Source organism: Pseudoalteromonas sp. 68 DY56-GL68 (assembly GCF_041414825.1).
Lineage (GTDB): Bacteria > Pseudomonadota > Gammaproteobacteria > Enterobacterales > Alteromonadaceae > Pseudoalteromonas.
The window spans coordinates 1-23,158 of sequence record NZ_JAOCZL010000016.1 but is presented as its reverse complement, the minus strand read 5'-3'; the positions used below and the strand labels follow the sequence as shown (position 1 = coordinate 23,158).

The following is a 23,158-nucleotide window of genomic DNA, read 5'->3' as shown; positions in this document are numbered from 1 at the left end:
CTTATATGGACTCCTCCGATTGCACAAGCCTTTTTACATTAAGCTGATGTGATTGCGTACTTATATACGGACTCTAATGAGGCGCTACCTCGGTCACTTTGATGTTTTCGCGCCCTTGTGCCTTATCTGCTACACGGTATCTTCGTACACTAGCGGGTTTTCAGGCTATCAAGGGTAGGTCTCACCACTTAATGCTCTATCTTGGCTTGTTCAATTCTTCTGCTGACTAATTTTTTATTCTTTTACTTTATGCTGTCAGTATTGTCGGCTCATAATCCGTTCCATTTTTAAGTAAGGCATAGGCGGTTCTCATTGTTTTGTTTGCTAATGCAATCGCCGCGCACTTAACCCCTTTTCTTACCAGAAGGCTTTTTATCCATCGTTCTTTTTCAGTCGAGGCCTCTCTGTTTTTTAATTTACTCACTATCGAGCGAGCGCCTAAAAATAGATTTCGCCTTAATGCTCCACCTCGTCTTTTAGGTATACGGCCTATCTTTGCTTTACCGCCGGTCGAATGCTGTAGTGGTGTCACACCTGCACACGCCGCAGCACTTCTTCCATTGCTAAACTGTGTTGTGTCACCTAAAAAAGACAGGAGTTCGATAGCAGTGATTGGGCCGACTCCTTCGAGTGCCATTAAGCGTTGACAGCCATCATTTTGTTTTGCAATACGCTCGATTTGTTTTTGTAACTCTACTTTGTTGTCACACTGCTGTTGATAAAGAGCGTAACTCAGCGCAAGCGCATGTTTTAGTTCTAATGGCAGCATGTTTTCTGCATCTTCTAAAATATCGGGTATGGCTGCTTTAAATGCGGCCTCACTTTGGTTAATCACAATACCAAACTCAAGAAGTAAACCACGTATCTGGTTTGATAATTGAATCTTTTGTTTATCTGCGAGCGCCCGAACCTTACTAAGAGATTGCAATGCTTGCTCTTCGATAGAGAGAATTTTACAGGTGCGGACATTAGGCACTTTACTAGCAATGGCTATCGCAATAGCATCGTTTGCATCTGTTTTTTGGCCTTGTCTAAATGCTTTAACAAATAAAGGGTCAAGCAATATGACTTTATGACCAAAAGATTGCGCAGTACGTGCAAAATATTGAGCGCTTGCGCATGCTTCCATAACAACAACGGATGGTTTTGCTTTAACTAATAATTCAAGCAATGCTTTGCGGTTGGTTTGTTTATTAAATTTAAGTTTATTACCTTGAAACTGCGCAACTTGGAAAATGTTTTTTGCTAAATCAATAGCAATTAAATTAGACTGTGTCATGTATGGACTCCTTAATTGGTAAAAGATGTTTTGCAATTTCTTTATACCGTACTCTCCCGTTAATGGGGAGGAGTCCATACATCTGCTACCTTAGATTAATTCGCCCATTTTAAACAACGCAAACTCACCTGGCTCCATTTTTTGCCAGCGTTCGTCATTAGTGAGCGGCCTTGTTGCAATGACAGTAACCACATCGTTCGGTGTGGTTTCTTTTTGAAAATCAACCACCATATCAGCATCAATCAAAGTCGCTTTACCAAATGGCGCACGACGAGTGATCCAGTGCAGATTATTAGTGCAATATGCCAACACATACACACCGTCAGTGAGCAACATATTAAACACGCCCTTTTCACGTAAAGTATGCGCAAGTTTAGCCACATAGCGAAACACGGATGCCATATTTGAAGGACGTTTAGGGTATTTTTCTCGCACTTTATCAAGTAACCAGCAAAATGCTAATTCACTGTCGGTATTTCCAACAGGTCTATAATGCTCAGGTTTTAAATCATGATAATTAGAAAGTTGACCATTATGAGCATACGTAATTTCACGCCCCCATAGCTCACGAGTAAATGGGTGGGTATTTTCAAGACACACACGCCCACGATTCCCCTGACGAATATGGCTTATCACCGAAATACTCTTTATTGGGTAAGCTTTCACAAGCTTGGCAATCTCAGACTGGCAACTTGGCTCTGGATCTTTAAACGTACGACAGCCTTTTCCTTCATAAAAAGTAATACCCCAACCATCTTTATGCGGCCCCGTATTACCCCCACGTTCTAATAACCCTGAAAAACTAAAACAAATATCCGTTGGTACATTGGCCGACATGCCAAGCAACTCACACATAAAATAAATTAACCTTTAAAATCATAAGTATAATATAAAAATTGAAATGATAAATTGCTTTTGGTCACAGTTTTGGTCACAGTTTGGTTTTTGTAACGCTAAATTTCAATTAGTTTTAATTCAATATGGACATTGTTAAACAACCTTGTAGTAAAGGCAAACGGTTATACGCTTGGATTTATGCCTAGCAGCCTTTTCCATGTACTTTATTTATTGTTTTTATATTTCAATTTTGCTTTTGTTTAAGGAACTGCTTTATATTGGCACGACTAATGTAAAAGCACCTTAAATCTTTAGAGTAGTCTTATCTTTGAATTTCAATTGAAGATAAGCTTTTGAGATTTGCTCTATTCAAAAGCCCTTCGGTTACTTCCTTAGGGTCAAATTTTTGCATCAAACACCATAATTGATATAACGCCTTGCTAACAAGCGACAACGCGATGCCACTTAACTTGAATATTGTGCCATAAACACGGAGTTGAAATTGCGACTGAAGTCGCCAAGCGTTAGGAGTCTTTGTTGAGCAATTTGTTATGTTTGTAGCCTAGTTTGATACCAAAGCTTTCAGCATACCTAATTGCTCATCAGAATTGAAAACCCCTTGCGCTAGAGCAGATGTAAATAAAGGAACCCAATCTACTGCATTTAGGTCAGCGGGACGCGTAGCTTGCCTTCCGTCTTTCCACCAAGCTAGACGTATCTCTTCTTGACCACCTTTAACAAAAATACGCTCCAAACAAATTGAATTGTTCTCTTCTTTCTCCCAAGCACATGCGAGAACATAGCAATATTTAGTTGTTTTAATAGCTAACTCTTTAGCCTCTTTCTCTGTCATTTTTCCTCCAAAAACATAACAATTTAATAGTGCGCAAATCGCGCATATTTCTGATTGATTTAGTTTTAACAAAATTGATAACTCATTGCCAACATTATTAAAAATTCAAGTTATGGATTTTTGAGAAAGATAAAAGTATGCAACTTGCGCATTTTCTTAAATATGGATGAAAACTATTAATTCAGAAGCTAAAAATAAGGATTTTACAGAACACCAACGTCCGCTCATAGTTACCTGCCAGATCAGGTATAAGCTACTACAGTTAAATTCATTTTTACTCGAGCGATACCTCTTATCTATTCAACTATAGGTTCTAGTTTACTGTTCAAGCCTTCAGCCTTACTTTTGTAACTCACAAAGTCAGCTTTCTCTGTTGGTGTTGGTAGTGGTGAGTTATGTGTGTGAGTTGATAAGGTTTGGTTCATTTGTTCAACCAAACCGATTAAATCAAGCAGTACTTGAGCCACATTGACTGAGCTATCCCCTAACCACACTGTTTTGCCTTCGACCTTTGCAAGTTCACTTGCCTTAGCATGTAAGGTTTTTAATGTTTTTAGATTCATGTTTTCAGTAGCTTCAATATCCACCTGCTTTTTACTGCCAAGCAATAAGCCTTCGAGTGCAACTATGAGGGCCTTTTCACCTACTACTGTTTTTAAAGCGCCCATGATCTCATTGACTTGGTTACCATCGACTTTATTTATATCGTGGGTGTCTATGCTGCAGGTGCGTTGGTGATATTGTTCTGTGCGGTTACGCGATTTTATTTTGCTGGTATCGCTCTGCTGTGTTATTTCCCCATCCGTTGAAAAATGCCAGTGACCATCGCGGCCTTGTAACTTGCTGCGGCTACTTTGTTGTAGCGTGACATCGGTGCGCTTGTGTTCTGGCACCAAACTTTGCCAAGGTAATAAGTTGGTGATGACTGGATGGCTGTTCAGTCCATCGATGTATTGAATTAAGCAATGCATGCCTGGTGCAGGTTCGTTTAACACACCATGATCAGCGGCTTGGCCTGTGCCTAATGTGACTTGCTGAAATACAGGCACCGCTAATGGTTCGCCTGTTTTAGGGTTAAGCAATTGCACATCAGCGCCTTTGAGTGGCTTAAAGGCACTGCTGATCATCGCTTTGTTTGGCAAATCATAAATACGTTTAATGCGGGCGAGCTGGGGTAAATGCTTACGTTGCCCAAGTTCTGGAAAGTATCGAAGTACTAAGCGCTTTATAGCGTTTTTGACCATCTGATCACCTGTCTATCATCTTGTAATGTTACTTCAGTAATAAACCGCCCATTTAACTTTATACCAGGGCGTAGCTTAGGGATTGCCATAAGCATACCTGCGTTTGAAGCTATTACTTTAATTGGGTGTTCTTCAAAGTCGGTGATTTCAGTGTTTGCCCAGCGTGAGTCGTGCCAGCTACCTGCATACACCTTCCCATCAGGGCGCTGCTGAAATATAAACTGAGGAATACTGAACACATCAGCGCATTGCCTTAGCGCTTCAATCCCTGTGCCATGGTGATAAAATGCCGGCACGGCGGTTTGTGTGTAATCTGCATCAGGATAAACAAACGCTAAACCTGTTTTACTTAGCTCGTCACACACGTTCGCAAAGGTGGCATGACGAATAGCAAAGTTATGGGCAAACGATAAGGCGCCGATCAATTCACGGCACGTTAAAAACCAGCGGCCATTGCTTTGATGTTTTGCTTCAATCACACCTAAAAAATACGGCTGCATAGCATCAATGCTGTAGCCTATGTGCAACTCAACAATCCCTTGTGGCTCATGCTCTGCGACAATAACAAAGCTTGCACGGCCAGTGCTGAACAAATCAAGCTGTGTATTATCACTAACAATGCTTGTCACCTGTGCACCACCAATGGTGAGCACTTTAATTAGCCGGTTACTACTCATGGCCCTTCACTTTGTTCAAACGCAGCTTGTACTGTGGTGTGTCCATCAACGGCTTGGGTTTGGCTGTTTTCTTTAGCCTTACCATCAATTTGCTGCTGATTGCGCTCGGCGGTTGAAAGGACTTCAAGCAACTTAAACGTGACTTGCCACGCTTTAACCTCTTCAAGCTCAACTGCTTTTACTTCATCATTGAACTTCGCTTTACGTATTTTGTACGCTTCTGTGATTTCACTGTTAATGGTGTACTGTAGACGAGCGCCATTTTCATCGGTTGCTTTGGCCTGTGTGATTAACTCAGCAAGTTCAGCATGATCCTTAAAAGGAATTTTTGTATTGATAGTGACCACACCTGGCTTAACCCCTTTATCACCCGACAAGGTAAACGAACCTAACCCGCTCAAGTCATCACTTGGCAACTTAATGCCACAATTAATACGTATTTCATAACCTGGTACTTGCCAGCCATTTAACGTGATCATGCAAAAAGCTCTTTAATTGTTTGAATGTTATCGCCACTGCCAACAAACACGCAGTAAGCCCAATGCATGTCGTTATTACCTAATGTTTCAATTTGCTGTGCAAGTGCTCGCGCACTTTGTGCATTGCTATGCGTTACCGTTAAGTTTGCACCCGCTTGAAAGGTTGTTTCAGTTAGCCGATTATCACGGGCAGCTTTTAACTGCTCGGTGTCAGTAAGTGCCGCATTAATATCTGTAATGAGTTGCACACCTTCGTCGTTCACCAGCTGCTTGCTTTTGTCGACAAAAGCATTAGCAAGCGCAGGCAATGCACAGCAATCATTTACATGCTGCCACTCGATTGATTGCTCTGTTGTAGGCAGACGCATTTTATCGGTATCAAGGGTTGCTAAGCTGCTCGCATGTTGCTGCGCATGCGTAAAGGCTGGCAGCGCACACAGGACATTAAAGGCCGTAAGCTTGCTAGATAAACCAGCTGCACTTGGGGCGCTGCAACTAAGTATGACTGCATTGAATGCGTTAGGTCGTTGCTGCCTTGTTGCATCGTTGATTGCTTTTGCAAGTAACTGACTCCCCGCCGCTGCCGTAATAAGGCTAGGCGTTTGGTAACTGTTTAGGGCAATGATATGAATGCTCTTGCACGCAGCATTCAGTGCCGCCCTGCTTTGTGTATTAAACGAAGCTGGTAGTTCCATAGCGTTACCTAAAAACCGTAAGCAGTGACTTTAACGAGCCGTAAGCCCACACAAAAAACCACATAGGGTATGCTTTCCAACGAGGTACACCGTAGAACGTAAGTAAAATAAAGAACTCGTAATGTGCATTCTCACGACCTGTTTTCAATGCGTAATCATGCCAAATAGCCGCGGGTAAGCCTTTACCAAAGGGATTATGAAACCAGCGCACATACCAAGGTAAGGTAAACCCGTCTGTAACAAAGAACCGGTGCACCTCACCAAACTTAGTTTTGAGTGGCTCAAGTAATTGTGCTTTGCCTGCACTGATAAAGTTAAGTTTTACTTGCATAGCTACACCCTAAATGACAGAGAACTTACGTTCTTTTAGCTCAAAAATATCTTGCTCATAGTCGGTATTGATAAGCGCTTGGTTAACAATCCACACGCCATTGGTTTCAAATTTAAGTGGCAAGGTGAATACACCATCTACCACTTCGGCAGGCATTAATTGAACACGGCCCGTATCAACGCGCTTAAACGGCACTTTGAATTTACGATCAGGGATAGCTAATTTTCCTGTCGCAATCACCGCATCACTTGATTGCGGCACCGTGTATTCGTTTTCGTTGTTTACATACCCCTCAAGCTGCCCTGCAACATTATCGATAATGACAGGGATTAACTGTGTTTCAACAGGATTCAGACTGGCGAGGTAATCATCAACATTGTGATCACTGACAAGCGCTTTAGAGCCAATATAATCAGCAAAGAAATAGGCCTTCCCACCAATATCTACGATACTCTGTTGCTTAAATAACGTGATACTATCGGGGAGCTGTGGTGCGATAGCACCTGATTGAATTAATAATAAAACTTGCATGTCATGTTCCTTCGCTTGCACTTAGCGGAATACGAAAACCTGTTGTTTCATAAAGACAATTAGACGCCCACTCTTCTAATGCTTGTCGAGTGAAATATTTATTCGAGATGTTAGTCATAGCGAAGTAACCATGTTGCTCTTGCATATCCGACATAAATAGATCTTTTGATACTTGCGTAAGCCCTCCTGAAAACATATTCACTGCAAAGGAGTGGCTGGTACGCAATGGCGTCTTTCCTGCTTTTGCTGTTGTCATATCTAAGTCAGGGTTAATGCCAAATAAAATGCTGCAAATATCATATGTGTAGCCGCCACTGCTTGACGAACCGATTGATGAACCGATTAGCGATAACGAACCATTGAATAACGCAATGCCTGAAAAATCTTTGTCGGTCGATGTAGAAGTTGGATTACTTCTTAACTGCCTCACTATGCCGACCTCTGGTATGTCATCCGTTTTTGTGAGGGTATTTAAGTCAACCAGCTTTGATGCGCTTCGCGTATTATTCGAATACAAGTGAGTACAGTATAAAGTGCCATCTTCAAGTATACCGAAACTCGATATCAACTCTGTATTTTCGTATGCAGTAGGGCTCACTACTGCCGTCATATCAATCAAGTTAACTTTTACAATTCTGTGATAACTAGAGCTATTTTCATCAACAAGGCCAATAAAGTGCGGCACACCATCAATCAAATGTATGATTGAAACGCTTCCTTTAAATGAAACATTATTTCGCGGTAAGTCGTTTCTCAATAATACCCATCGAATAGAGCCGTCTTTGTTGTAATACCGAAGCCCTGTCGCATGTATATCGATATAACCACCTAGCGCATCATAAACGTTTGGATAAGTTCGTGATGCAACTGAGCCAAATGTATAACTCGCTGCTGTTGTTGCATCATAAATGTATGCTAAACGCTCATTTTCAGGCCATGGCAATAACTGCGTGGTTCTATGTAAGAACTCCCCAGCTTTAAACCCATCGTTGCGCTGCTTAACAATGCTATCCATTTAAAACTCCCATACATCATCTGCGGCGTTATAAACAAACACCCGCTCGTTTTTATCATCAGCCACGATGTTCACTTGCACATCAACCGCACCATCTTCTAGACGCTTAAACTTTGTTGCTTTGCCCTCTGCGATTTTTAACACTGGCTCACCGTTACTTGCTCGAACTGAAAACCAATCCCCATCTTGTAATTGGGTTTCGTCTTTACGAGTAATTGGCGCCGCGAACTCTGCGGCTTTTAACGAATAACGATTAAAAACAGTGATTGGCCCCTCTGGTTTAAAGGGTAAATTAGTGATGTAGTCTGTTTTTTCTAGGTATTGCGCATGTGTGTGGACATCAAATTCAGACTTACTAACAAACTCCCCCACTTGCACTTGCCAGGGCAACGCGCTTAACGTGATATTTAAGTCATCAGCAATGTTTTGGCTTCGCCATACAATGCTTTTCGCGCTGTAGTTTCCATAAACCTCAGCACTCGTTTTTGTTTTACTTTGTCGTGCAGTCGTGACCACCGCGATAAGAATTTGCTCATTATTCGCCTTGGTCGCAACGGCGCCATACCAGTTATAGTCAAAGTCGCCGACGTCGTAGCCCATCACGGCACTGATCACCACGGCATTACCATCGATGCGCGATACCGCTTTAACAGGTTCACTGTGCACAATGTTTGCTGGGATCACCGTGTTTGGGTCTATTGGCGCGGTTTCGTCTTGGCCATCAATATTCGCAAACACAAAATGCGTAATGTTTTGTACTTCATCACCGGCGAATACGGCGTTGCGATAATCTAAGCCCGCATTGGTTATTTGTAATTGACTCACCCTGTTACCTCTTGATCATATTCCACAAGGCCAATGGCATCGGTTGTATTGACCGTTGCCATCGCGCTTAAAAAGTAGCGGCGGCATGTTCTGCCATACTGCTCGATGACTTCATTAACAAGTTGTTCTTTGCCGCTAAACTCATCTTCTAACATGGCAATTTCCACCATATCCCAATCAAAGCCTGGTACGCGCTCATTCACTTGGATATAACCAAAACCAAGACGCTTAAAGATCCGCTCCATGCCAACATTTGAGCCAGCATCAGTGGCATTGGCAAACGCATGTTTTACACGCAAGCCATAAAGTGCGGCTGATTCACCAGGTAGGCGATTGATAGAGCGTTCCCATGCAAGCAAGTCTAAAATAGCGGTTTGTGCTGTTTCGCTGTGTTGCTGCTCAAGCCACCAAAATAGATAGCTCTCAACTTCCTGCCAGTAACTTTGCGCAACCTTTGCCAGTGCTTCTGCATCTTTGCCGCTCAACCAACTAGGTAATTGCGGTACTAATTCATCATGCATTCGTTAGCACCACACTGTTGATTGCCGGCAACCATAGCTCGCAGTTAATATCTGCATTGTCGAAACGGATTGTCTTAAGCTCTCGAAACTCTGCGTGTAATTCGCTGGCGAGCTGGCTAAAACTAAATAATGTGTTGGGCCGACATCGAGTGACATGCTTGTAAGCCGCGTTTTGTCTGAATGCTGCACGAATAAACTGCTCAATGTCGGCACGACGATCAGCGGTATTGGGGTGTTGTTGATAGTTCGCGACAATATCAAAGGGCTGATAGTTAATTGCATAAACCTGCAAATCATCGCCACTGCCGTGATTACCTTCAGCAATGTGATTGTTAATTTGGTTCAATAAAGCCGTGCTGATTGCACCTACATCTAAATACACATAGGCATTTGCACTACCTGGCCCCCGTGGTGCGTTCTTTTCAAATACGATGTTATCAACTGAAATACCCGTAAAGGTTGAAATAATAGAGCGATACACCGCATCAACGTGATAGCTGCCTAGAGACGAAAATGCATCACGTATACGCAACCGATAGTTATCATCTGTTTCAACGTCTTGCCCTGCTCTGGTTAGCCAATCAGTCTTATTCGTAGCTGTGAGGTTTTCAATATCTGAGATAACACGTACATAGTAACCCGCGGCTAAGTTGTAGCTTTGCCCTGTCTGCTCAGCCTCGACTGACACAGTGTGTGTTGCTTCTCCCGCAGCAAAGGTTTGATCAAATAACGTCACGACACGATATACGTGCCCGTTGATCGGTAAGCTCTCTATTACTGTGCCTTGGGGGATCACTAATTCCGTGTCGGTATCTGTGCGTGTAAATTCAATCAGTCCTTTTGCTTTTACCGCAGGCAACTTAAAGGTTTTACGCGATTCGCCGTGTTGCTCTAACCACTCATCACTGGCAAGCATAACAAAGGAATTAGGCATTACCTTTGTGATCAAGCTATCGATAAGCTGTCGTGCAGGCTCAACCATGATGGATTTTTGCAAACGAAAAAACGGGCTAAACGTGCTTGTGTTGTTAACCGAAAACTCACCTTGCTCAACATGCTTTTGCCACAGTGCGTGCAGTTCTTCATCCGTGACAGGAATGCCCGCGGCTTGAAGCTCTTGCTTAAATAACGTGGTGTAGTCCATTAAATGGCCCCCTCAATCGTGTGAGCGGTGACACTAATTTCACCTGTCAGCTGCTTTATCACTTTGATGGTGCCTGGCTTCAAACGCTGATCTTGCTCCACTATCAACTCTATCTCCGTTAAAATTTTGGCAACGATGTTGTTATTACGAAGGCCAATGAGCTCAACCAGTTTGCCGCTTTCAATAATGCGGTGCTTAATATCCTGTGCAATCACATCGCTATTCGTTAGCTGGCTAGGCACGGCAAAGCTATCAAGGGCCAAGTCCTGATCAACAATGTTTAAATCAATATTGATAGTTGTCATTAGCCTGTAAGCTCCATCATTGTTTCAATACTGTTTAATGGGTCTTCAGACTTAACCGTTAAATTATCGATGTAGACACGTTTACTGTTATCCGTTTGACGCGAATTGTCTGTGTTGTTACTTGTTGCTAGGCTTTGCAAATACGCTGACTTTTTCACACTTGGCTTATAGCTTTTACTGTGTTGTTGGGTACTCAGTTGCTCAACGCTGTTAGCATTGGTGTGTACTGCGTTAGTAACTGCCTGATCTGTTTTTGCTACTGTTTGGCTAATATGACTGTTCAGGCCAGATAACTCGGCTTGTTTTGCATCAAATACAGGCGAATTAGCAGCGTTAGTAAAATGGTTAGCTGAAGCATAGTTATTCGTAACGGTACGATTAGGTATAGCAGCGGCATTATCAATAATGCGTTTGCCATAGTCGCGGCTATAGGCCTGATCCGCATGCTGCATAACTAAGTTTTTTGGTTGGCTGCGATCAATGCTTTCATAGGCTGATACCGCTTCTGTTCTTATTTTTGCTTCGGTATCATCAATAAGACCAAGCTTTTCAAGTAACCACTTAACACTGTCAATCACGTAATCAAACGATGCTTTCACATTCACAAATGCTTGCATGAGTGCTTGACCCCATGCCGTGTTTTGGAATGCGGCAACAAGATCATCCCAGTAATAAATCAGCGCAGCCACGGCGGCAACCAATGCGATAATACCTGCAACAACCCATGTAACAGGGTTTGCCCACAGTGCAGCATTAAATAACCATGTGGCGGCTTTACCTGCCAACATCACGGTTTTAAACGCACCAAACGCAATCGATGCAGCGGCGACTGTCGCAATAAGTGATAAGAATCCCAGTACACGTAAAGCAATCAACGCCCCTTGCCAAAGCTTAGTCAGTAAGGTTAAACCACTGGTGAGTGCAGCGGTTGATACAAGCGCCATGCGATAAAGGCCCATTGTGAAAATAACCAACCCATACACGGTGATCAGCGCAATAATGCCCACCACAGCCGTTGCTATCACACTGGATAAAACAGGAAAGCGCTCAGTCAGGGAAACGATATATGCAAAGCCAGCGGCGAGTTGTTCAACAAATGGTTCAACCACAGGTAGTAAACGATTGCCTACCGCGGTGGCTGCGGCATTAAACGAACCGACTAAACGATCCCACGGGCTGGCAATAATGTTTGCCATTTCCGCGGCTTTTGACGCATCTTGTACATTTTCAAAGGTGTTAATGCCTGCTTTGAGCTTATCAACTTTGGTACTCAGTACGTCGATTGCTTTCGCGCCCTGCTTACCAAAGATTTGTGTCAACACATCACCGCGTTGTACAGAACCCAATGAGGATAAGCGTTCATTGATACGCCCTAACACCACATCAATCGCCAACATATCACCATTATCAGCGGTCAGTTTAATGCCCAGTGCGTCTTGTGCTTTGCCAATGCCCTGTAGTAACGAGGCGGCTTGCGTGCCTGCCACCGAGCCTGATTTAGCAACCAGCTGTAATTCACCCACTAAGGCAAATTGCTGTGCTGAGCTTAAGCCAATATTGGTTGCCGTTGCCCCAAGGTTGGCAAATGCGGCTTGCATTTCAGCACCGGTGGTTTTATATAGTTGTACCGCTGTCGCTGTTTGGCCTGCAATTTGATTTACCCAATTGGCCTTCCCCATTTTATTGGCGGTTTGCTCAAAAATACCGTACATGGTGCCCATGTAGCTGGTGATTGTTGACGCGTCCGCTTTGGTCGCCACAGCGAGCATGTTTGATGTTTTCGTAAACTCAGATAATTCATCACCATTTAAGCCCGCAATCGCAGACTGAATGTCATAAGCGCTTCGCACAAACTCTGCGGAGTTACCGCCAAATTGAAAGCCAAACTCATAGGAGGTTTTAGTCAGTTTTTGTAGCGCATCATCGGCAACACCCAATGATTGTACTTCACCCAATGCGGCCACATGATCAATGGCGGGATTTAAAGAACGAGCCAGCGCAAAACCGCCCGCGACAGCCGTTGTTGCACCGCGCATCATTTGATCTTGCGAAGCTCGTGCTTGGCTGCTCAGCTGGTTAATTTTAGCCATGACTTTATTAACCGGCCCAGTGACTTTATCAATGATGCCGATTGAATAAGTGAGCTTATCTAACTTGCTGAGGGTTGCCATTAATCGCCGCCTATTGCTGTACAAATACCGTTGTTTACGGCTATTGCTAAGTTCTCTTGTTCACTGGTGTATAAGTAAAGAGCCTGTGCCAAGCTTTCATCCGTTGGGGGGATCACGCCAAAGTATTTAGCGTGATACGCCAACAACTGATCAAGTCTGTTTTTGCCTATTTGCTTGGCTCGGCTTTCGATTTTTTTACTTTGAAATTAAACTCTGGTTGATACTCTTCAACCACCGCCCCCACTAAGAACAATGGCGCACCAGGCTCTTGCACTAACTCTTTAAGCTTCGCTACATGACTTTCAATGACGGTGTCTAACAAAAAGTTGGTTGCCGGTTGCACTTTGTTATTGGGCTGCGTTGCATTTAAATACTTGTTGTAGTCGTTAGCGTTAATGTTAAAGGTGATTTCACCTTTCGAAGTCTCAACGGTAATTTTCTTTTCAAACGCCATGATCAATACTCTCTTTAATATCTGCTTGGTCTAGCAGCGTGTAGGTAAAATAAGGGCCATACTTGGCAGCGGATTGCTCACACAAGGCAATGAACTCGTCAAAGTCATTTGGATTTGCAAACACCTGGCAACCGGCAGACCACTTATCAACTTGGGTTGATGTGGTTTTACTGTTTGCGCGGTGGCAGTTAATGCCAAAATAACCTTGCTGTAGTTGCGCCTCTGGTGTGACGTCCGTGTCTAACTCGGTGTCTTTATTGTTGTCACGCAAGACAACAACGGGTTTATGTTGTACAAGGGCGCGGTATTTGCCCTGGTGATAACCCAACGTCCATAAGCTTTTATGCTGTCCTGCAACTAGCACGGCAGTACCGTCTACGTTCATCGGGTGTTTACGCCAGTAAAGGCCTGCGTCTGTAGTGGCTTTAAACTGGTTTAATTGCCACTCACCACCTTGTTGATACAGCACACAAATCGCATCATTAAACGTATTGGCACGGGTGTTTGCATGGCGAATACCAATAATGTTTAGGTTTAATTCACCTTCAAACACACGGTAGCCACATGCTTGTAATGTATTAAGTAACGCTGTAACAGATAGATTGCGAATGGCTTTAGTCATTACAGATCTCTCACTTCATCAGCGGTTAGATACGGCACACCATTGATTTTGATAAAATCAGGACTCGTCACAGGGCACTTAATCGAGGTGACGTCTTCGTCGCCTCCTTCCGCTTTCAGATCAAGCAAGTCTTCTAGTTGCGGTAAACAACCAAATGCCTCAATATTCTTTTTCCCTGCTGATACCTCAGCATTGAATGCCACATCAAACGGCTCAATCCCCTTCCAGCTTCCCGCTTTTTCTGCTTGTGATTGCACAATTAGCCAGTTCTCATGATCAAGCTTTAGGGTTACTTCCGCTGACACTGGGCCATCAATGTAGCCTTTAGGCACACCACGCACGGTTTTAGGTTTTCGGCCATCGGTGATTTTTACCTGTGCTTCTATTACGTGCACCATTGACGAACCAATGAACACATCAAAATCTTTACCACCTAATACTTTTTGCATGTGCCTTACTCCTGATCTTGGCGGTCTAACATGATGCCGACGAGGATTTCACTTGGTGAATCATACGGCGTGATTTTCATCATTATTTGAATTTGCTTAGCGCTCAGCCATGTAATGCTAATGCTGTCTTCTTTCGGCGGTTCAATGAGACCTGGGAACTTATCTGCACCAATGTTCACTGACTTACTCATTTCGCGTAATGGTTTACTCATCACGCGCTTGCCAAATTCAGTGCCACTGGGGCTGTTGTTTAAGCGGCGGTTCTTAATGTTTTGAATCGCAATGATGCGAACAGCCCGCGCGGCCATATCAACAATGCGACCATTTTCAATTTGTTGAAAATCGCCACCTTCCGCATCAAGGGTGTTCACATCACCAAAGTACACACCATCAAAATCAGCATAAAACTGAGTGCAACTAAAGCGCTGTGCATCCAGTGCTGCCGTGGTTGCATTGGTGAGTGGTTTGCCTTCGGCATCTTCTGGTAGTGGCATCAAAGACATGGCACCCGTCAGTACACGCATTGGGCTATCTGCAATCGTGACTGAGCGTTTACACAAGCGCCCTGTTACCGCGCCGAGTTCATCACCAAATAGCAATGGCACCACCGCCACACGTGGGGCAACCACCCCATCTGTCAACGGTTGAAGCGCGGTTACTAAATCAGACCATGTTTGCTCTGCGGCAAGACCTGGCGCAGCAACAAGAATATGAACCCGTCTTGCAAGACTTGATAAGATTTCGAGGGCTTTAGCCTGGTAACTTTCAATGTCGGCTTTGCCTGTAACAGGCGTACAAATCACGATGATTTCAGGACTGACGTCTTGGTCCATCGCTTTATCAATGAGCGTCATAATGTTCGCACCAACAGCATGAGCAATGGCATAGCCACTGACCAAATCATCACCGTTACGCTGCCATGCTTTTACTTGTGTTTTTAATGGCGAATCGGCTTCACCAAATTCACTGTCAAAATCACTTTGTGCATTAATAGGTAGAATTTTGCCGTTACTCTCTGGCCCTTCGCCAATGAATAACACGCTGCGCTCCACTTCTTTCGTAGCGCCACTGCCTGTTTGTCTGGCTGCAACGGATACTTTACCTTGTGCCATGGTCGTTCCTTATTTGCTGCGCTACGCCACTTGCATAGCTTTGTTTAAAATAAAACTCTGCTGCTCTTTTTGCTCAGAGGCGGTCTGCCCTAAAAATGAGCGGGCAGGCAAATCAATCTGCCAACTGCTCTTACTTGAGCTGCCCTTTAATTCGCGCAGTAAAAACCCTGCTTGGTTTTTACTTAAATGCTCGGTTATCCAGATTATCGTAGGCCGTTTCGTGCCTTTACCTTTCCCCCGTGGGATTGTGTAACCCGCCGCAATTAATGCACGGGCGAGGTTTTTTGTTGCTGGCCCATCTTTAGTTTGATTGCCAGCACTTGATTGTTTTTCTACATCAAGGCTGACCCCTTCTTGATGGGCGCGGGCTATCTTTGCAGTGCGTGTGTGATTAAAGTACACACGGCCGCTATCAGGTCCGTACCGCACTTTCATGCGACGCTTAAGCTTGGTGAGCATTTTCTTTTTTCTGCCGTTTGCCCTGCCTTGCCAGCGCTTCCCCATCAAGTCTTGTTGTTCAGTGATCCGCGTTTTACTACTTCGGTTTGCCGCGCGAATTGCACCGCGTATTAAATTGCGGCGCTTGTTTGGGCTAAGGCGTAAAAACGCGAGCTGCTCTTTACTTTGCCCCTCGTCAAATTTGACGTTAAGCACGGCTTATTTGCCCTAGCAATGTAAACTCTTCAGCAATCCACACGCTTTGTTCACCAAAGTCATAACGTATGCCGTCTAATTCAAACGGGCCGTTCTCTGTTTGAACAAGCTCAATCTCTTCACATAGCTGTTCAATCATCAATTCAACTTCATTGCTGTTGTCATCATTCACATCAGCACTGAATTCAAGGTCGCGGCTGTCGTATTTACCGCCATTGTTTTGCAGCCAAAACGAGGCAAAGGCACAAATCAATGCTGCTGGCGCTGAGCACGGGTTTATACTGATCACCCCTGAGTAATAAAAACGTGCGGCTAATAACCCGTTTCCATTTATTGTTTTGCTACAGGGCTCAATGCGTCCGCCTTCAATCCAACTATCAAACTGGGTATCAAGGGCTAATTTGTGACCCTGATACACAGCGCTAACTAAATGCTGTTTAAGCATTGCTATTTTGCTTTGGCTCATAGCAATTCAACCGACAAGTTCACGCTGAGCGACTGCAATAAACGCAAAGCGTTAATACTCTCGCGTTGCCAATGTTCATGATTATCAACCGCTGATTGGCTCTGTGCTGTCGCGTTATCACGGTGTGTATTGCCAAGCTTTGATACCAGCAAATTTGCTTTGGCTTTGCTGTACACAGCATCACAGTAAAAAATCACTTGTTGCGCGTTAAGCGGTTCGCTATTGGTCAGTTGAACACCGTCTAGCTCTTGGTTTATTTCTGCTTGAGCACGGGTGAGTTTTTCAACGAGCAGATCAGGTTTATTCGCGTACTCGCTGGCAACCGCGTAATGCTCAATAAAGTGAGCCGTGCCGAGTGCTGGATAATAGCCATTGCCTGGCACTTCAACATTGACGCTTTGTAAATCTGCCTGTGGCATACCGCTTAAATTCATCACACACCTTTCACTAGACCATTCACATGACAATTAAATTGGGTGTGGGCGCCACTTAGTCACATGCGTTAAGCAAGCAATGCAAACGCTGTGCTAAGTTGCCCACCGGCGATGGAGCTAGTCAGCGTCTGCCGCTTTTTCTGGCTCGCTTTGTTTTAGTAACTTTTGCAGATCTTTTAATAGCCCCTTTACACCTGCACCATCGTTAATGGCGAGGGCCTGCTCAGCAAAAATCGCAGCAAAGCCGTAATTGTGTAATGACGCATCGACCTTAGCGGTGATGGCGTAGAGCTTGCCGCCCACGACTTCTAAACCTGTCCAGTTTTGGTTTTTCACGATCTTGATTAAGCGATGCAGTACAAAACTGATTTCAAATAACCCATCATGTTTTGATTCTGATAAGTAAAAGTTGGCATCGTCGTACAACTGATCGATAACGAACGCAGGCCAATGTTTGGTATTAAACACCGTGGGTAATGGCTGCTTTTGTTCAACCATCAATGGCAATAGCCCTAGCACTGCATCCCAGCGTTTTAAATCTACTAGCCAAATAAATACCCATGCCAACACGGTGTTGGGGTGGTTTTGGCCGCTTAGGCGATAGCGGTTGATATAGCCTAGATAGTCATTACGCTTTAGGGCTTCTGACTTATAACTGGCTTTATCTGCAATATCGCTAAATGTTTTTAGTTGAGCTAAGTCAGACTCGATGGCCGCTACAAAAAACGGGTACTCTTTTTGCTCATTGTCGGTTACTGGCGTATTAGCTTGAACGGCTTCAACCGCTGCTGTTGGCGCCTTTGTGTCAGTGCTATTTGGTACGCTGTTTGCTGTTTTGGCTAATGATTTTTTAACTAAGCTCATTTAAAAACACTCTACTAGTTGGTTAAAAAGAGCCGCCCTGAAACTTGGAAAAAAGGGCGGCAATTGCTGCTGTTAGTAAACTAAACCCAGCCGTCACCTGCTTGATTTGGTAACTTCACATTGGCTGATTCAAAGTAAATCGCTTTTTCTAAGTCTTCGACGTAGTAGCAATCGTTACGTGACAGATAGTCTTCAACACGTTTTTTCTTCGCGTTATTTTCAACGCTCGTACGGGTTGAACCTGTTTGCACGTAATGACTTAGGTTGTCAAAGCTGGTGACTAAGATGCCGCGTGCGGGGAAAAAAGGAATTTTGTAACTCGCCAAGCCCCCATAGGTTTCAATGACCTGTTGAAGCTCAATTTTTGTCTTTTCGCTTGGTGTGTGTGCTTGTTTGGCGTACAGCTTATTTTTATCGTGTGCGAGTAGTTCATCACCGATAATCGCCACCATGTTGGCACGTTTATGCTCTGGAATACCTTGCAATGCGTCATGCACTGCTTGATCGAGGTTTTCATAGTCGCCGCCTGCACCAATACGGATTTCATTCACTGTTACACCTTCGGTCACAACACGCTCTGGTGCATCACGACGAAGTAATTGCAACCAACCAATGTTGACGTCATTCATCATTGGGTATGCCACAATATCCGTGGTATCAGCGGCATGCGTACCATTCCAACCGATTTTGATGATATCCAGTGCAATCGCCTGGCGAACGTGGTTACGGTAGCGTTCATGGAAATCAGGGAACTTCGACCACTGATCCATTTTCACCCATGTGATATGAATGTCACATTCAGTTGGGTAACAGCGATATTCGCGTTTATCGAGCTTCGATACATCGCGGGTTTTACGCTCTTTGGTGTCGTCGGTTTCAACACCAGCACGACCCGTCACACCACCGTCAACACTCATGATCACCGATTGACCGACTAGGTCATCAACCGGTGCGGTATTAATCATCTGTAAGAATTCAGACGATTCATACACTGCGTCATAAAGGCGTTGCTCTACAGTTGGCTCAACGTTAAATTGCTCTGACATTGATGCCACGCCATAGTTAACGGCCATGCCTGCCATAATGGCAACAAATAATTCTCTGGTTCTTGTCTTCATGTTCTTTCCTGCGTTTAAATTGGTTACGTTCAATCCGTGTGATTACAGCAACTGGCTGTATTTACCTTCGTCGCCTTCGGGTTCATCGTCGGCGTCGGTGGTATTACCCGCAGGTGCGTTTACTGCTTTTTCAAACTTGTCTGTCAGTTCTGTAAGCAGTTTTTTCGTTGTGGATAGCTCTTCTTTTAGCTCAGCTACTTGAGTGCTTTCGCCATCTTCAGGCGGTGTTTCTTCGCCTTCCACTTTGGTGGTTGAGAATGAATCAAGCTTTGTTGAAAAGCCGTCTAGCTTTTGGCTGAATTCGGCAAGCGGTGTGCCCAGTGCATCTTTTAATGCGGTGGCTAAGTCTTCTGGTTTCATATCGGGTTCTTCCTGATTGAATGAAAATAGTCGTTTAAAAAAGGGTTTTTTAGTGGGTTCATCATCGACGGGTTCGCATGCCCCTAACTCGACTTTTAATAAGGCGACGTCCTTGTCGTCTGACTTACTCTTACTGCTAAAGTTAATACGGTCTGTGTAGCAACTCGCTGGGTAATCGGTGACAGCAAGGCCTGTTAGGTAGGTTTTGCCCGAGCCCATAAAGTCACGGTTTATTTCAATGCTGAAGTACACCGCTTGATCGGCTTTGTTTAGCTCAACAAAGCTTTGATTTGGTGCAAGCACCGCATATAAGCACACCACACCTTCTTCGTTTTCGTATGCTTCAACGCTCAACACATCGCCCAACATGCCTGCTATATCAACGTTGTGTAGGTTTTTAGCTGCCCAGCCCGACCAATTGAATTCATGATCAAGGTTGATACGTGCGCCATATTTGCGCGGGTTGTAGGTTTCTACAATGTCGGCTACGTCTTGCTCTGTGATTTCACGACCATCAACTGTCATGCCTACCGCAGCAATGGAAAGTGGTTTTGTACGTAGTTGACCTGGCATAAATAAAACCTTTGTTGGTTGAGCGTTTTGCTTTAAAGTTGCTTGCAGTTTGCACCCTCTTTTTACACCTTTCCAACGGTTTAACTTTTTGAAATTCCTATATTTAGCTTTTAGGAATTGATAGGTTTTTAACTGACAGATCACACGCTTTATAACGAATACACTGCCGCTATGGATTATTAAACGCGGTGCATTATGAAGGCGAACTACGGACCAGAAATACGCAAAAAAGCACAAGACTTGTATGTGGTTGAAGGTTACACGGTGGATGAAATTGCCGACCTGGATGACATGCCAAGTGCGCGTAGTGTTCGCCGCTGGGCTGAGGCGGGCAAATGGGAGGACATGTGTCCAAGCTATAACGCTGAAATGGCCTTTAGCAAGCGCATAAACCTGCTGGCTGATAAAGACAACAAAACCGAAGCGGACTACAAAGAGCTCGACTTTTGCACGCGCCAATTATGCGCACTGAATAAAAGTAAACTTGCCCCTGCCCCTAAGCAACGTGCCATTAATGATGATGCGCCAAACCAACAAAGTAATGGCAGCAATAAAAAGTCGAAAAAGAAAAACGATTGCTCTGGCATTACCGTTGACATGCTTAATGAGCTTAAAGACAAACTACTTTACCCACACCAAAAGCATTGGTTTGAGAATCAAGATCACCGCAGCCGATTCATATTAAAGCCACGCCAAATTGGGGCAACCTTCTACTTTGCCTTTGAAGCATTTTACGATGCAGTGGTTAACGGCCGGAACAAGATTTTTATATCAGCGAGCCGCGACCAAGCCGAAGTATTTAAAGCAAATATTGTCGCGCTAGTACGTGAACACTTTAATATTGAATTAACCGGCTCACCAATGGTGTTAAACCTTAAAGGTGGTAAAACGGTTAAGCTTATTTTTAAATCGACCAACGCACGAACGGCACAATCGGAAAGCGGCGACTTATACATCGATGAAGTATTTTGGATACCAAAATACAAAACATTACGCGGCCTTGCACAAGCCATGGCCACGCACAAGCATTTACGTATTACCTATTTTAGTACGCCTTCAGTTACCAGCCATGAAGCGTATGATCATTGGAATGGTAAGTGGTACCGCAAAACAAAAGCCTGTAACGATCCTGAATTTGAAATTGATGTAAGCCACACAGCGCTGAAAGATGGCATGTTGTGTGACGACGGTATTTGGCGCCAAATGCTCACTGTACATGATGTGGTTAATTCAGGCTTTGACCGCATTGATATTGGCGTACTTGAAAACGAATACAGCACAGACGAGTTTAATAACTTGTTTATGTGTAAGTTTATTGATGATGCACACAGCGCCTTTAACCTGAACCAAATCATGGCGTGTGTGGTTGATTCAACTAAATGGGATGACTTCAATTTAGAATGGGAGCGCCCTTTTGCGTTAAAACCGGTGGTGATTGGTTTTGACCCCGCCCGCTTTGGTGATAAAGCCAGTGTGGCAGTATTAAGCTGCCCAATGAAACCAGGTGAAAAGTTCCGCCTGCTTGAAGCAATCGATTTAAGCGGTAATGACTTTGAAGCCATGGCCGCAGAGATAAAGTTACTCACTGAAAAATACAACGTACAACATATTGGCGTTGATACCACTGGGATTGGTTATGGCGTGTGGGAAATGATCACTAAGTTTTTCCCGAACGCTGAGCCTATTCATTACAACCCAATAATCAAGAACCAGCTGGTTATTAAAGCCATTAACGTGATTAAAAACCGCCGCTTTGAGTTTGACCAAGACGCGGTAAACATTGCCAGCTCATTTATTAATATTCGCCGTAAAGTGTCTGGCGACCAGATCACGTATGCCACCAACCGCACAGCCACCACAGGCCATGCCGATATTGCTTGGGCAATTATGCATGCTATGAAATTTGAACCATTGGACGGCAATGCCCACAGCCGCCAAACCTCTGTAGGAATTGCAGCTTAATGAGTAAACCACGATTACAAGTCAGTAACGGCCAATTGCCGAACTACAGCCAACGAACAGCCGTAACCGATACCTTTAGTTTTGGCGACCCTGAGCCGTGCTTAGATAATCGACTCACTGATTACATTGGTGTGTTTAGTGATAGCAACGGTATTTATGCACCGCCTATTAGTTTGCAAGGTTTGGTGAAACTGCTCAGAGTGAATGCTCAGCATGGGCCCATACTCTACTTTAAGCGCAACATGATCTTAAAGTGGTATAAACCAAACCCATTGTTGAGCCACCAAGCACTAAGCAAATTTGCGTTTGATTTACTTTGGAGTGGTAACGCCTACTTGCAGATTATTCGTAATGCGTTTGGGCAAGTGATTAGGCTGCGCCATTTACCCGCATTGACGATGCGTTATACCAAGACGCGTGGTGTCTACGCCCAGCTTAGCAACCGCACTCACCAACCTATTTATTTCAAGGCTGGCGAAGTCATTCACGTAAAAGAGTACGACCCTGCGCAAGGTATTTATGGCATTCCGCAATATTATGGCGGTATTCAGTCTGCACTACTCAATGAAGATGCCACTTTATTTAGGCGCCGTTATTACAAAAACGGTGCGCACATGGGCTTTATCTTCTCCATGGCAGATCCAAACTTAAGTGAAAAAGACGAAGCTGCACTAAAAGAAGCGATTCGAAATTCAAAAGGCGTGGGTAACTTTCAAAGCCTGTATTTTAATTTCCGCAGCAACAAAGCCGATGCTGAAAAGGCGATAAAGATAACGCCTGTCGGTGATATATCCACTAAAGACGAATTTGAGCGCATCAAAAAAATAACCCTAAACGACATGCTCAGCATGCACCGCGCACAAGAAGCACTCAGCGGGCAATCATCTGGTGATAGCCCTGGCTTTGGTGATTTAGACAAAATCACCCGCGCTTATTACAACAATGAAGTGGTACCGCTTCAGCAAGACGTACTGGGTATTAATAACTACTTACCCGCTGCACAGCATATTGAATTTAAAGAGCCTGAGTATTCAGACTTAAACCCAACAACAAAGGAAAGCGCATGAGCTGGTTAGACATCATTGAATTTATTAAACAATGGGGGCGATTATTTATGTTGAGTTTCTTAGCAGCCACTATCCAAATGTATTTAAGCAAACGACAGTTCACGTTTTTTCATTAC

The 23,158-nt window shown here is 44.1% G+C and carries 28 protein-coding genes; 2 read left to right on the top strand and 26 right to left on the bottom strand.

Features of this window, described 5'->3' with window-relative positions; translation table 11 throughout:
* Positions 1–247 precede the first annotated feature (247 nt).
* The 26 genes from NYF15_RS08435 to NYF15_RS08310 all read right to left on the bottom strand — a co-directional run bounded on the left by NYF15_RS08435 (position 248) and on the right by NYF15_RS08310 (position 20,013).
* The gene (locus tag NYF15_RS08435) at positions 248–1,279 is read right to left on the bottom strand and encodes an IS110 family transposase (RefSeq protein ID WP_371352441.1); all 1,032 of its coding nucleotides are present in this window, start codon (positions 1,277–1,279) and stop codon (positions 248–250) included.
* Between the two features lie 90 nt (positions 1,280–1,369).
* Positions 1,370–2,134: a class II glutamine amidotransferase gene (locus NYF15_RS08430; protein WP_130150165.1), complete on the bottom strand. Its 765-nt coding sequence runs from the start codon at positions 2,132–2,134 to the stop codon at positions 1,370–1,372.
* 544 nt (positions 2,135–2,678) lie between these two features.
* Positions 2,679–2,969, bottom strand: a complete 291-nt coding sequence (locus tag NYF15_RS08425) for a hypothetical protein (protein ID WP_371353320.1) — start codon at positions 2,967–2,969, stop codon at positions 2,679–2,681.
* Positions 2,970–3,265: 296 nt separating this feature from the next.
* Positions 3,266–4,213, bottom strand: coding sequence for a hypothetical protein (locus tag NYF15_RS08420; protein WP_371353319.1), 948 nt, complete (start codon positions 4,211–4,213; stop codon positions 3,266–3,268).
* On the bottom strand, positions 4,195–4,890 hold the full coding sequence (locus tag NYF15_RS08415; protein ID WP_371353291.1) for a hypothetical protein: 696 nt from the start codon (positions 4,888–4,890) through the stop codon (positions 4,195–4,197). Before NYF15_RS08415 ends, NYF15_RS08420 begins: the two co-directional genes overlap by 19 nt.
* Positions 4,887–5,369: a hypothetical protein gene (locus tag NYF15_RS08410; RefSeq protein ID WP_371353292.1), complete on the bottom strand. Its 483-nt coding sequence runs from the start codon at positions 5,367–5,369 to the stop codon at positions 4,887–4,889. The genes NYF15_RS08415 and NYF15_RS08410 overlap by 4 nt, the downstream gene beginning before the upstream one ends.
* Complete coding sequence (locus tag NYF15_RS08405; protein ID WP_371353293.1) at positions 5,366–6,064, bottom strand: hypothetical protein; 699 nt, start codon at positions 6,062–6,064, stop codon at positions 5,366–5,368. The genes NYF15_RS08410 and NYF15_RS08405 overlap by 4 nt, the downstream gene beginning before the upstream one ends.
* 4 nt (positions 6,065–6,068) lie before the next feature.
* Positions 6,069–6,395 (bottom strand): DUF1353 domain-containing protein, encoded by a 327-nt coding sequence (locus tag NYF15_RS08400; protein WP_371353294.1) that lies wholly within the window; start codon positions 6,393–6,395, stop codon positions 6,069–6,071.
* A gap of 9 nt (positions 6,396–6,404) precedes the next feature.
* Positions 6,405–6,926 carry a hypothetical protein gene (locus NYF15_RS08395; protein ID WP_371353295.1) on the bottom strand — a complete coding sequence of 174 codons (522 nt, stop codon included), beginning with the start codon at positions 6,924–6,926 and terminating at the stop codon, positions 6,405–6,407.
* A 1-nt stretch (position 6,927) separates the two neighbouring features.
* Positions 6,928–7,941, bottom strand: coding sequence for a hypothetical protein (locus NYF15_RS08390; RefSeq protein ID WP_371353296.1), 1,014 nt, complete (start codon positions 7,939–7,941; stop codon positions 6,928–6,930).
* Positions 7,942–8,766 carry a phage tail protein gene (locus tag NYF15_RS08385; RefSeq protein WP_371353297.1) on the bottom strand — a complete coding sequence of 275 codons (825 nt, stop codon included), beginning with the start codon at positions 8,764–8,766 and terminating at the stop codon, positions 7,942–7,944.
* A complete protein-coding gene (locus NYF15_RS08380; protein WP_371353298.1) occupies positions 8,763–9,287 on the bottom strand; it encodes a hypothetical protein in 525 nt (174 codons plus the stop codon). The genes NYF15_RS08385 and NYF15_RS08380 overlap by 4 nt, the downstream gene beginning before the upstream one ends.
* Positions 9,280–10,431 (bottom strand): baseplate J/gp47 family protein, encoded by a 1,152-nt coding sequence (locus tag NYF15_RS08375; RefSeq protein ID WP_371353299.1) that lies wholly within the window; start codon positions 10,429–10,431, stop codon positions 9,280–9,282. Before NYF15_RS08375 ends, NYF15_RS08380 begins: the two co-directional genes overlap by 8 nt.
* The gene (locus NYF15_RS08370) at positions 10,431–10,736 is read right to left on the bottom strand and encodes a DUF2590 family protein (protein WP_341803336.1); all 306 of its coding nucleotides are present in this window, start codon (positions 10,734–10,736) and stop codon (positions 10,431–10,433) included. Before NYF15_RS08370 ends, NYF15_RS08375 begins: the two co-directional genes overlap by 1 nt.
* Positions 10,736–12,907: a phage tail tape measure protein gene (locus tag NYF15_RS08365; protein WP_371353300.1), complete on the bottom strand. Its 2,172-nt coding sequence runs from the start codon at positions 12,905–12,907 to the stop codon at positions 10,736–10,738. Before NYF15_RS08365 ends, NYF15_RS08370 begins: the two co-directional genes overlap by 1 nt.
* Positions 12,907–13,053, bottom strand: coding sequence for a hypothetical protein (locus NYF15_RS08360; RefSeq protein ID WP_371353301.1), 147 nt, complete (start codon positions 13,051–13,053; stop codon positions 12,907–12,909). The genes NYF15_RS08365 and NYF15_RS08360 overlap by 1 nt, the downstream gene beginning before the upstream one ends.
* 20 nt (positions 13,054–13,073) lie before the next feature.
* Positions 13,074–13,361, bottom strand: coding sequence for a putative phage tail assembly chaperone (locus NYF15_RS08355; RefSeq protein WP_371353302.1), 288 nt, complete (start codon positions 13,359–13,361; stop codon positions 13,074–13,076).
* Positions 13,351–13,983 carry a hypothetical protein gene (locus NYF15_RS08350; protein ID WP_371353303.1) on the bottom strand — a complete coding sequence of 211 codons (633 nt, stop codon included), beginning with the start codon at positions 13,981–13,983 and terminating at the stop codon, positions 13,351–13,353. Before NYF15_RS08350 ends, NYF15_RS08355 begins: the two co-directional genes overlap by 11 nt.
* On the bottom strand, positions 13,983–14,432 hold the full coding sequence (locus tag NYF15_RS08345) for a phage protein (RefSeq protein ID WP_341803340.1): 450 nt from the start codon (positions 14,430–14,432) through the stop codon (positions 13,983–13,985). The genes NYF15_RS08350 and NYF15_RS08345 overlap by 1 nt, the downstream gene beginning before the upstream one ends.
* A 5-nt stretch (positions 14,433–14,437) precedes the next feature.
* Positions 14,438–15,544, bottom strand: coding sequence for a DUF2586 domain-containing protein (locus NYF15_RS08340; RefSeq protein WP_371353304.1), 1,107 nt, complete (start codon positions 15,542–15,544; stop codon positions 14,438–14,440).
* 21 nt (positions 15,545–15,565) lie between these two features.
* Positions 15,566–16,198: a phage virion morphogenesis protein gene (locus NYF15_RS08335; protein ID WP_371353305.1), complete on the bottom strand. Its 633-nt coding sequence runs from the start codon at positions 16,196–16,198 to the stop codon at positions 15,566–15,568.
* The gene (locus NYF15_RS08330; protein WP_371353306.1) at positions 16,191–16,664 is read right to left on the bottom strand and encodes a phage tail protein; all 474 of its coding nucleotides are present in this window, start codon (positions 16,662–16,664) and stop codon (positions 16,191–16,193) included. Before NYF15_RS08330 ends, NYF15_RS08335 begins: the two co-directional genes overlap by 8 nt.
* Complete coding sequence (locus tag NYF15_RS08325) at positions 16,661–17,098, bottom strand: phage head protein (RefSeq protein ID WP_371353307.1); 438 nt, start codon at positions 17,096–17,098, stop codon at positions 16,661–16,663. The genes NYF15_RS08330 and NYF15_RS08325 overlap by 4 nt, the downstream gene beginning before the upstream one ends.
* Before the next feature lie 117 nt (positions 17,099–17,215).
* The gene (gene gpM / locus NYF15_RS08320) at positions 17,216–17,962 is read right to left on the bottom strand and encodes a phage terminase small subunit (protein ID WP_371353308.1); all 747 of its coding nucleotides are present in this window, start codon (positions 17,960–17,962) and stop codon (positions 17,216–17,218) included.
* Between the two features lie 80 nt (positions 17,963–18,042).
* The gene (locus NYF15_RS08315; RefSeq protein ID WP_341803346.1) at positions 18,043–19,080 is read right to left on the bottom strand and encodes a phage major capsid protein, P2 family; all 1,038 of its coding nucleotides are present in this window, start codon (positions 19,078–19,080) and stop codon (positions 18,043–18,045) included.
* A 42-nt stretch (positions 19,081–19,122) separates the two neighbouring features.
* Positions 19,123–20,013: a GPO family capsid scaffolding protein gene (locus tag NYF15_RS08310; RefSeq protein WP_371353309.1), complete on the bottom strand. Its 891-nt coding sequence runs from the start codon at positions 20,011–20,013 to the stop codon at positions 19,123–19,125.
* A 195-nt stretch (positions 20,014–20,208) separates the two neighbouring features.
* Between NYF15_RS08310 and NYF15_RS08305 the strand changes: the two genes are divergently transcribed.
* Both NYF15_RS08305 and NYF15_RS08300 read left to right on the top strand, forming a co-directional pair.
* Positions 20,209–21,975 (top strand): terminase large subunit domain-containing protein, encoded by a 1,767-nt coding sequence (locus tag NYF15_RS08305; protein WP_371353310.1) that lies wholly within the window; start codon positions 20,209–20,211, stop codon positions 21,973–21,975.
* Positions 21,975–23,042, top strand: a complete 1,068-nt coding sequence (locus tag NYF15_RS08300; RefSeq protein WP_371353311.1) for a phage portal protein — start codon at positions 21,975–21,977, stop codon at positions 23,040–23,042. The genes NYF15_RS08305 and NYF15_RS08300 overlap by 1 nt, the downstream gene beginning before the upstream one ends.
* Positions 23,043–23,158 lie beyond the last annotated feature (116 nt).

Bases quoted from the DNA above. Each gene is read 5' to 3' on its own strand.
- NYF15_RS08380 (WP_371353298.1), bottom strand. From the start codon at position 9,287: ATGCATGATGAATTAGTACCGCAATTACCTAGTTGGTTGAGCGGCAAA.
- NYF15_RS08425 (WP_371353320.1), bottom strand. From the start codon at position 2,969: ATGACAGAGAAAGAGGCTAAAGAGTTAGCTATTAAAACAACTAAATAT.
- NYF15_RS08340 (WP_371353304.1), bottom strand. From the start codon at position 15,544: ATGGCACAAGGTAAAGTATCCGTTGCAGCCAGACAAACAGGCAGTGGC.
- NYF15_RS08310 (WP_371353309.1), bottom strand. From the start codon at position 20,013: ATGCCAGGTCAACTACGTACAAAACCACTTTCCATTGCTGCGGTAGGC.
- NYF15_RS08305 (WP_371353310.1), top strand. From the start codon at position 20,209: ATGAAGGCGAACTACGGACCAGAAATACGCAAAAAAGCACAAGACTTG.
- NYF15_RS08350 (WP_371353303.1), bottom strand. From the start codon at position 13,983: ATGACTAAAGCCATTCGCAATCTATCTGTTACAGCGTTACTTAATACA.
- NYF15_RS08345 (WP_341803340.1), bottom strand. From the start codon at position 14,432: ATGCAAAAAGTATTAGGTGGTAAAGATTTTGATGTGTTCATTGGTTCG.
- NYF15_RS08330 (WP_371353306.1), bottom strand. From the start codon at position 16,664: ATGAGCCAAAGCAAAATAGCAATGCTTAAACAGCATTTAGTTAGCGCT.
- NYF15_RS08435 (WP_371352441.1), bottom strand. From the start codon at position 1,279: ATGACACAGTCTAATTTAATTGCTATTGATTTAGCAAAAAACATTTTC.
- NYF15_RS08410 (WP_371353292.1), bottom strand. From the start codon at position 5,369: ATGATCACGTTAAATGGCTGGCAAGTACCAGGTTATGAAATACGTATT.
- NYF15_RS08300 (WP_371353311.1), top strand. From the start codon at position 21,975: ATGAGTAAACCACGATTACAAGTCAGTAACGGCCAATTGCCGAACTAC.
- NYF15_RS08430 (WP_130150165.1), bottom strand. From the start codon at position 2,134: ATGTGTGAGTTGCTTGGCATGTCGGCCAATGTACCAACGGATATTTGT.
- NYF15_RS08375 (WP_371353299.1), bottom strand. From the start codon at position 10,431: ATGGACTACACCACGTTATTTAAGCAAGAGCTTCAAGCCGCGGGCATT.
- NYF15_RS08370 (WP_341803336.1), bottom strand. From the start codon at position 10,736: ATGACAACTATCAATATTGATTTAAACATTGTTGATCAGGACTTGGCC.
- NYF15_RS08400 (WP_371353294.1), bottom strand. From the start codon at position 6,395: ATGCAAGTAAAACTTAACTTTATCAGTGCAGGCAAAGCACAATTACTT.
- NYF15_RS08405 (WP_371353293.1), bottom strand. From the start codon at position 6,064: ATGGAACTACCAGCTTCGTTTAATACACAAAGCAGGGCGGCACTGAAT.
- NYF15_RS08325 (WP_371353307.1), bottom strand. From the start codon at position 17,098: ATGAATTTAAGCGGTATGCCACAGGCAGATTTACAAAGCGTCAATGTT.
- NYF15_RS08365 (WP_371353300.1), bottom strand. From the start codon at position 12,907: ATGGCAACCCTCAGCAAGTTAGATAAGCTCACTTATTCAATCGGCATC.
- NYF15_RS08395 (WP_371353295.1), bottom strand. From the start codon at position 6,926: ATGCAAGTTTTATTATTAATTCAATCAGGTGCTATCGCACCACAGCTC.
- NYF15_RS08355 (WP_371353302.1), bottom strand. From the start codon at position 13,361: ATGGCGTTTGAAAAGAAAATTACCGTTGAGACTTCGAAAGGTGAAATC.
- NYF15_RS08420 (WP_371353319.1), bottom strand. From the start codon at position 4,213: ATGGTCAAAAACGCTATAAAGCGCTTAGTACTTCGATACTTTCCAGAA.
- NYF15_RS08415 (WP_371353291.1), bottom strand. From the start codon at position 4,890: ATGAGTAGTAACCGGCTAATTAAAGTGCTCACCATTGGTGGTGCACAG.
- NYF15_RS08390 (WP_371353296.1), bottom strand. From the start codon at position 7,941: ATGGATAGCATTGTTAAGCAGCGCAACGATGGGTTTAAAGCTGGGGAG.
- NYF15_RS08315 (WP_341803346.1), bottom strand. From the start codon at position 19,080: ATGAAGACAAGAACCAGAGAATTATTTGTTGCCATTATGGCAGGCATG.
- gpM (WP_371353308.1), bottom strand. From the start codon at position 17,962: ATGAGCTTAGTTAAAAAATCATTAGCCAAAACAGCAAACAGCGTACCA.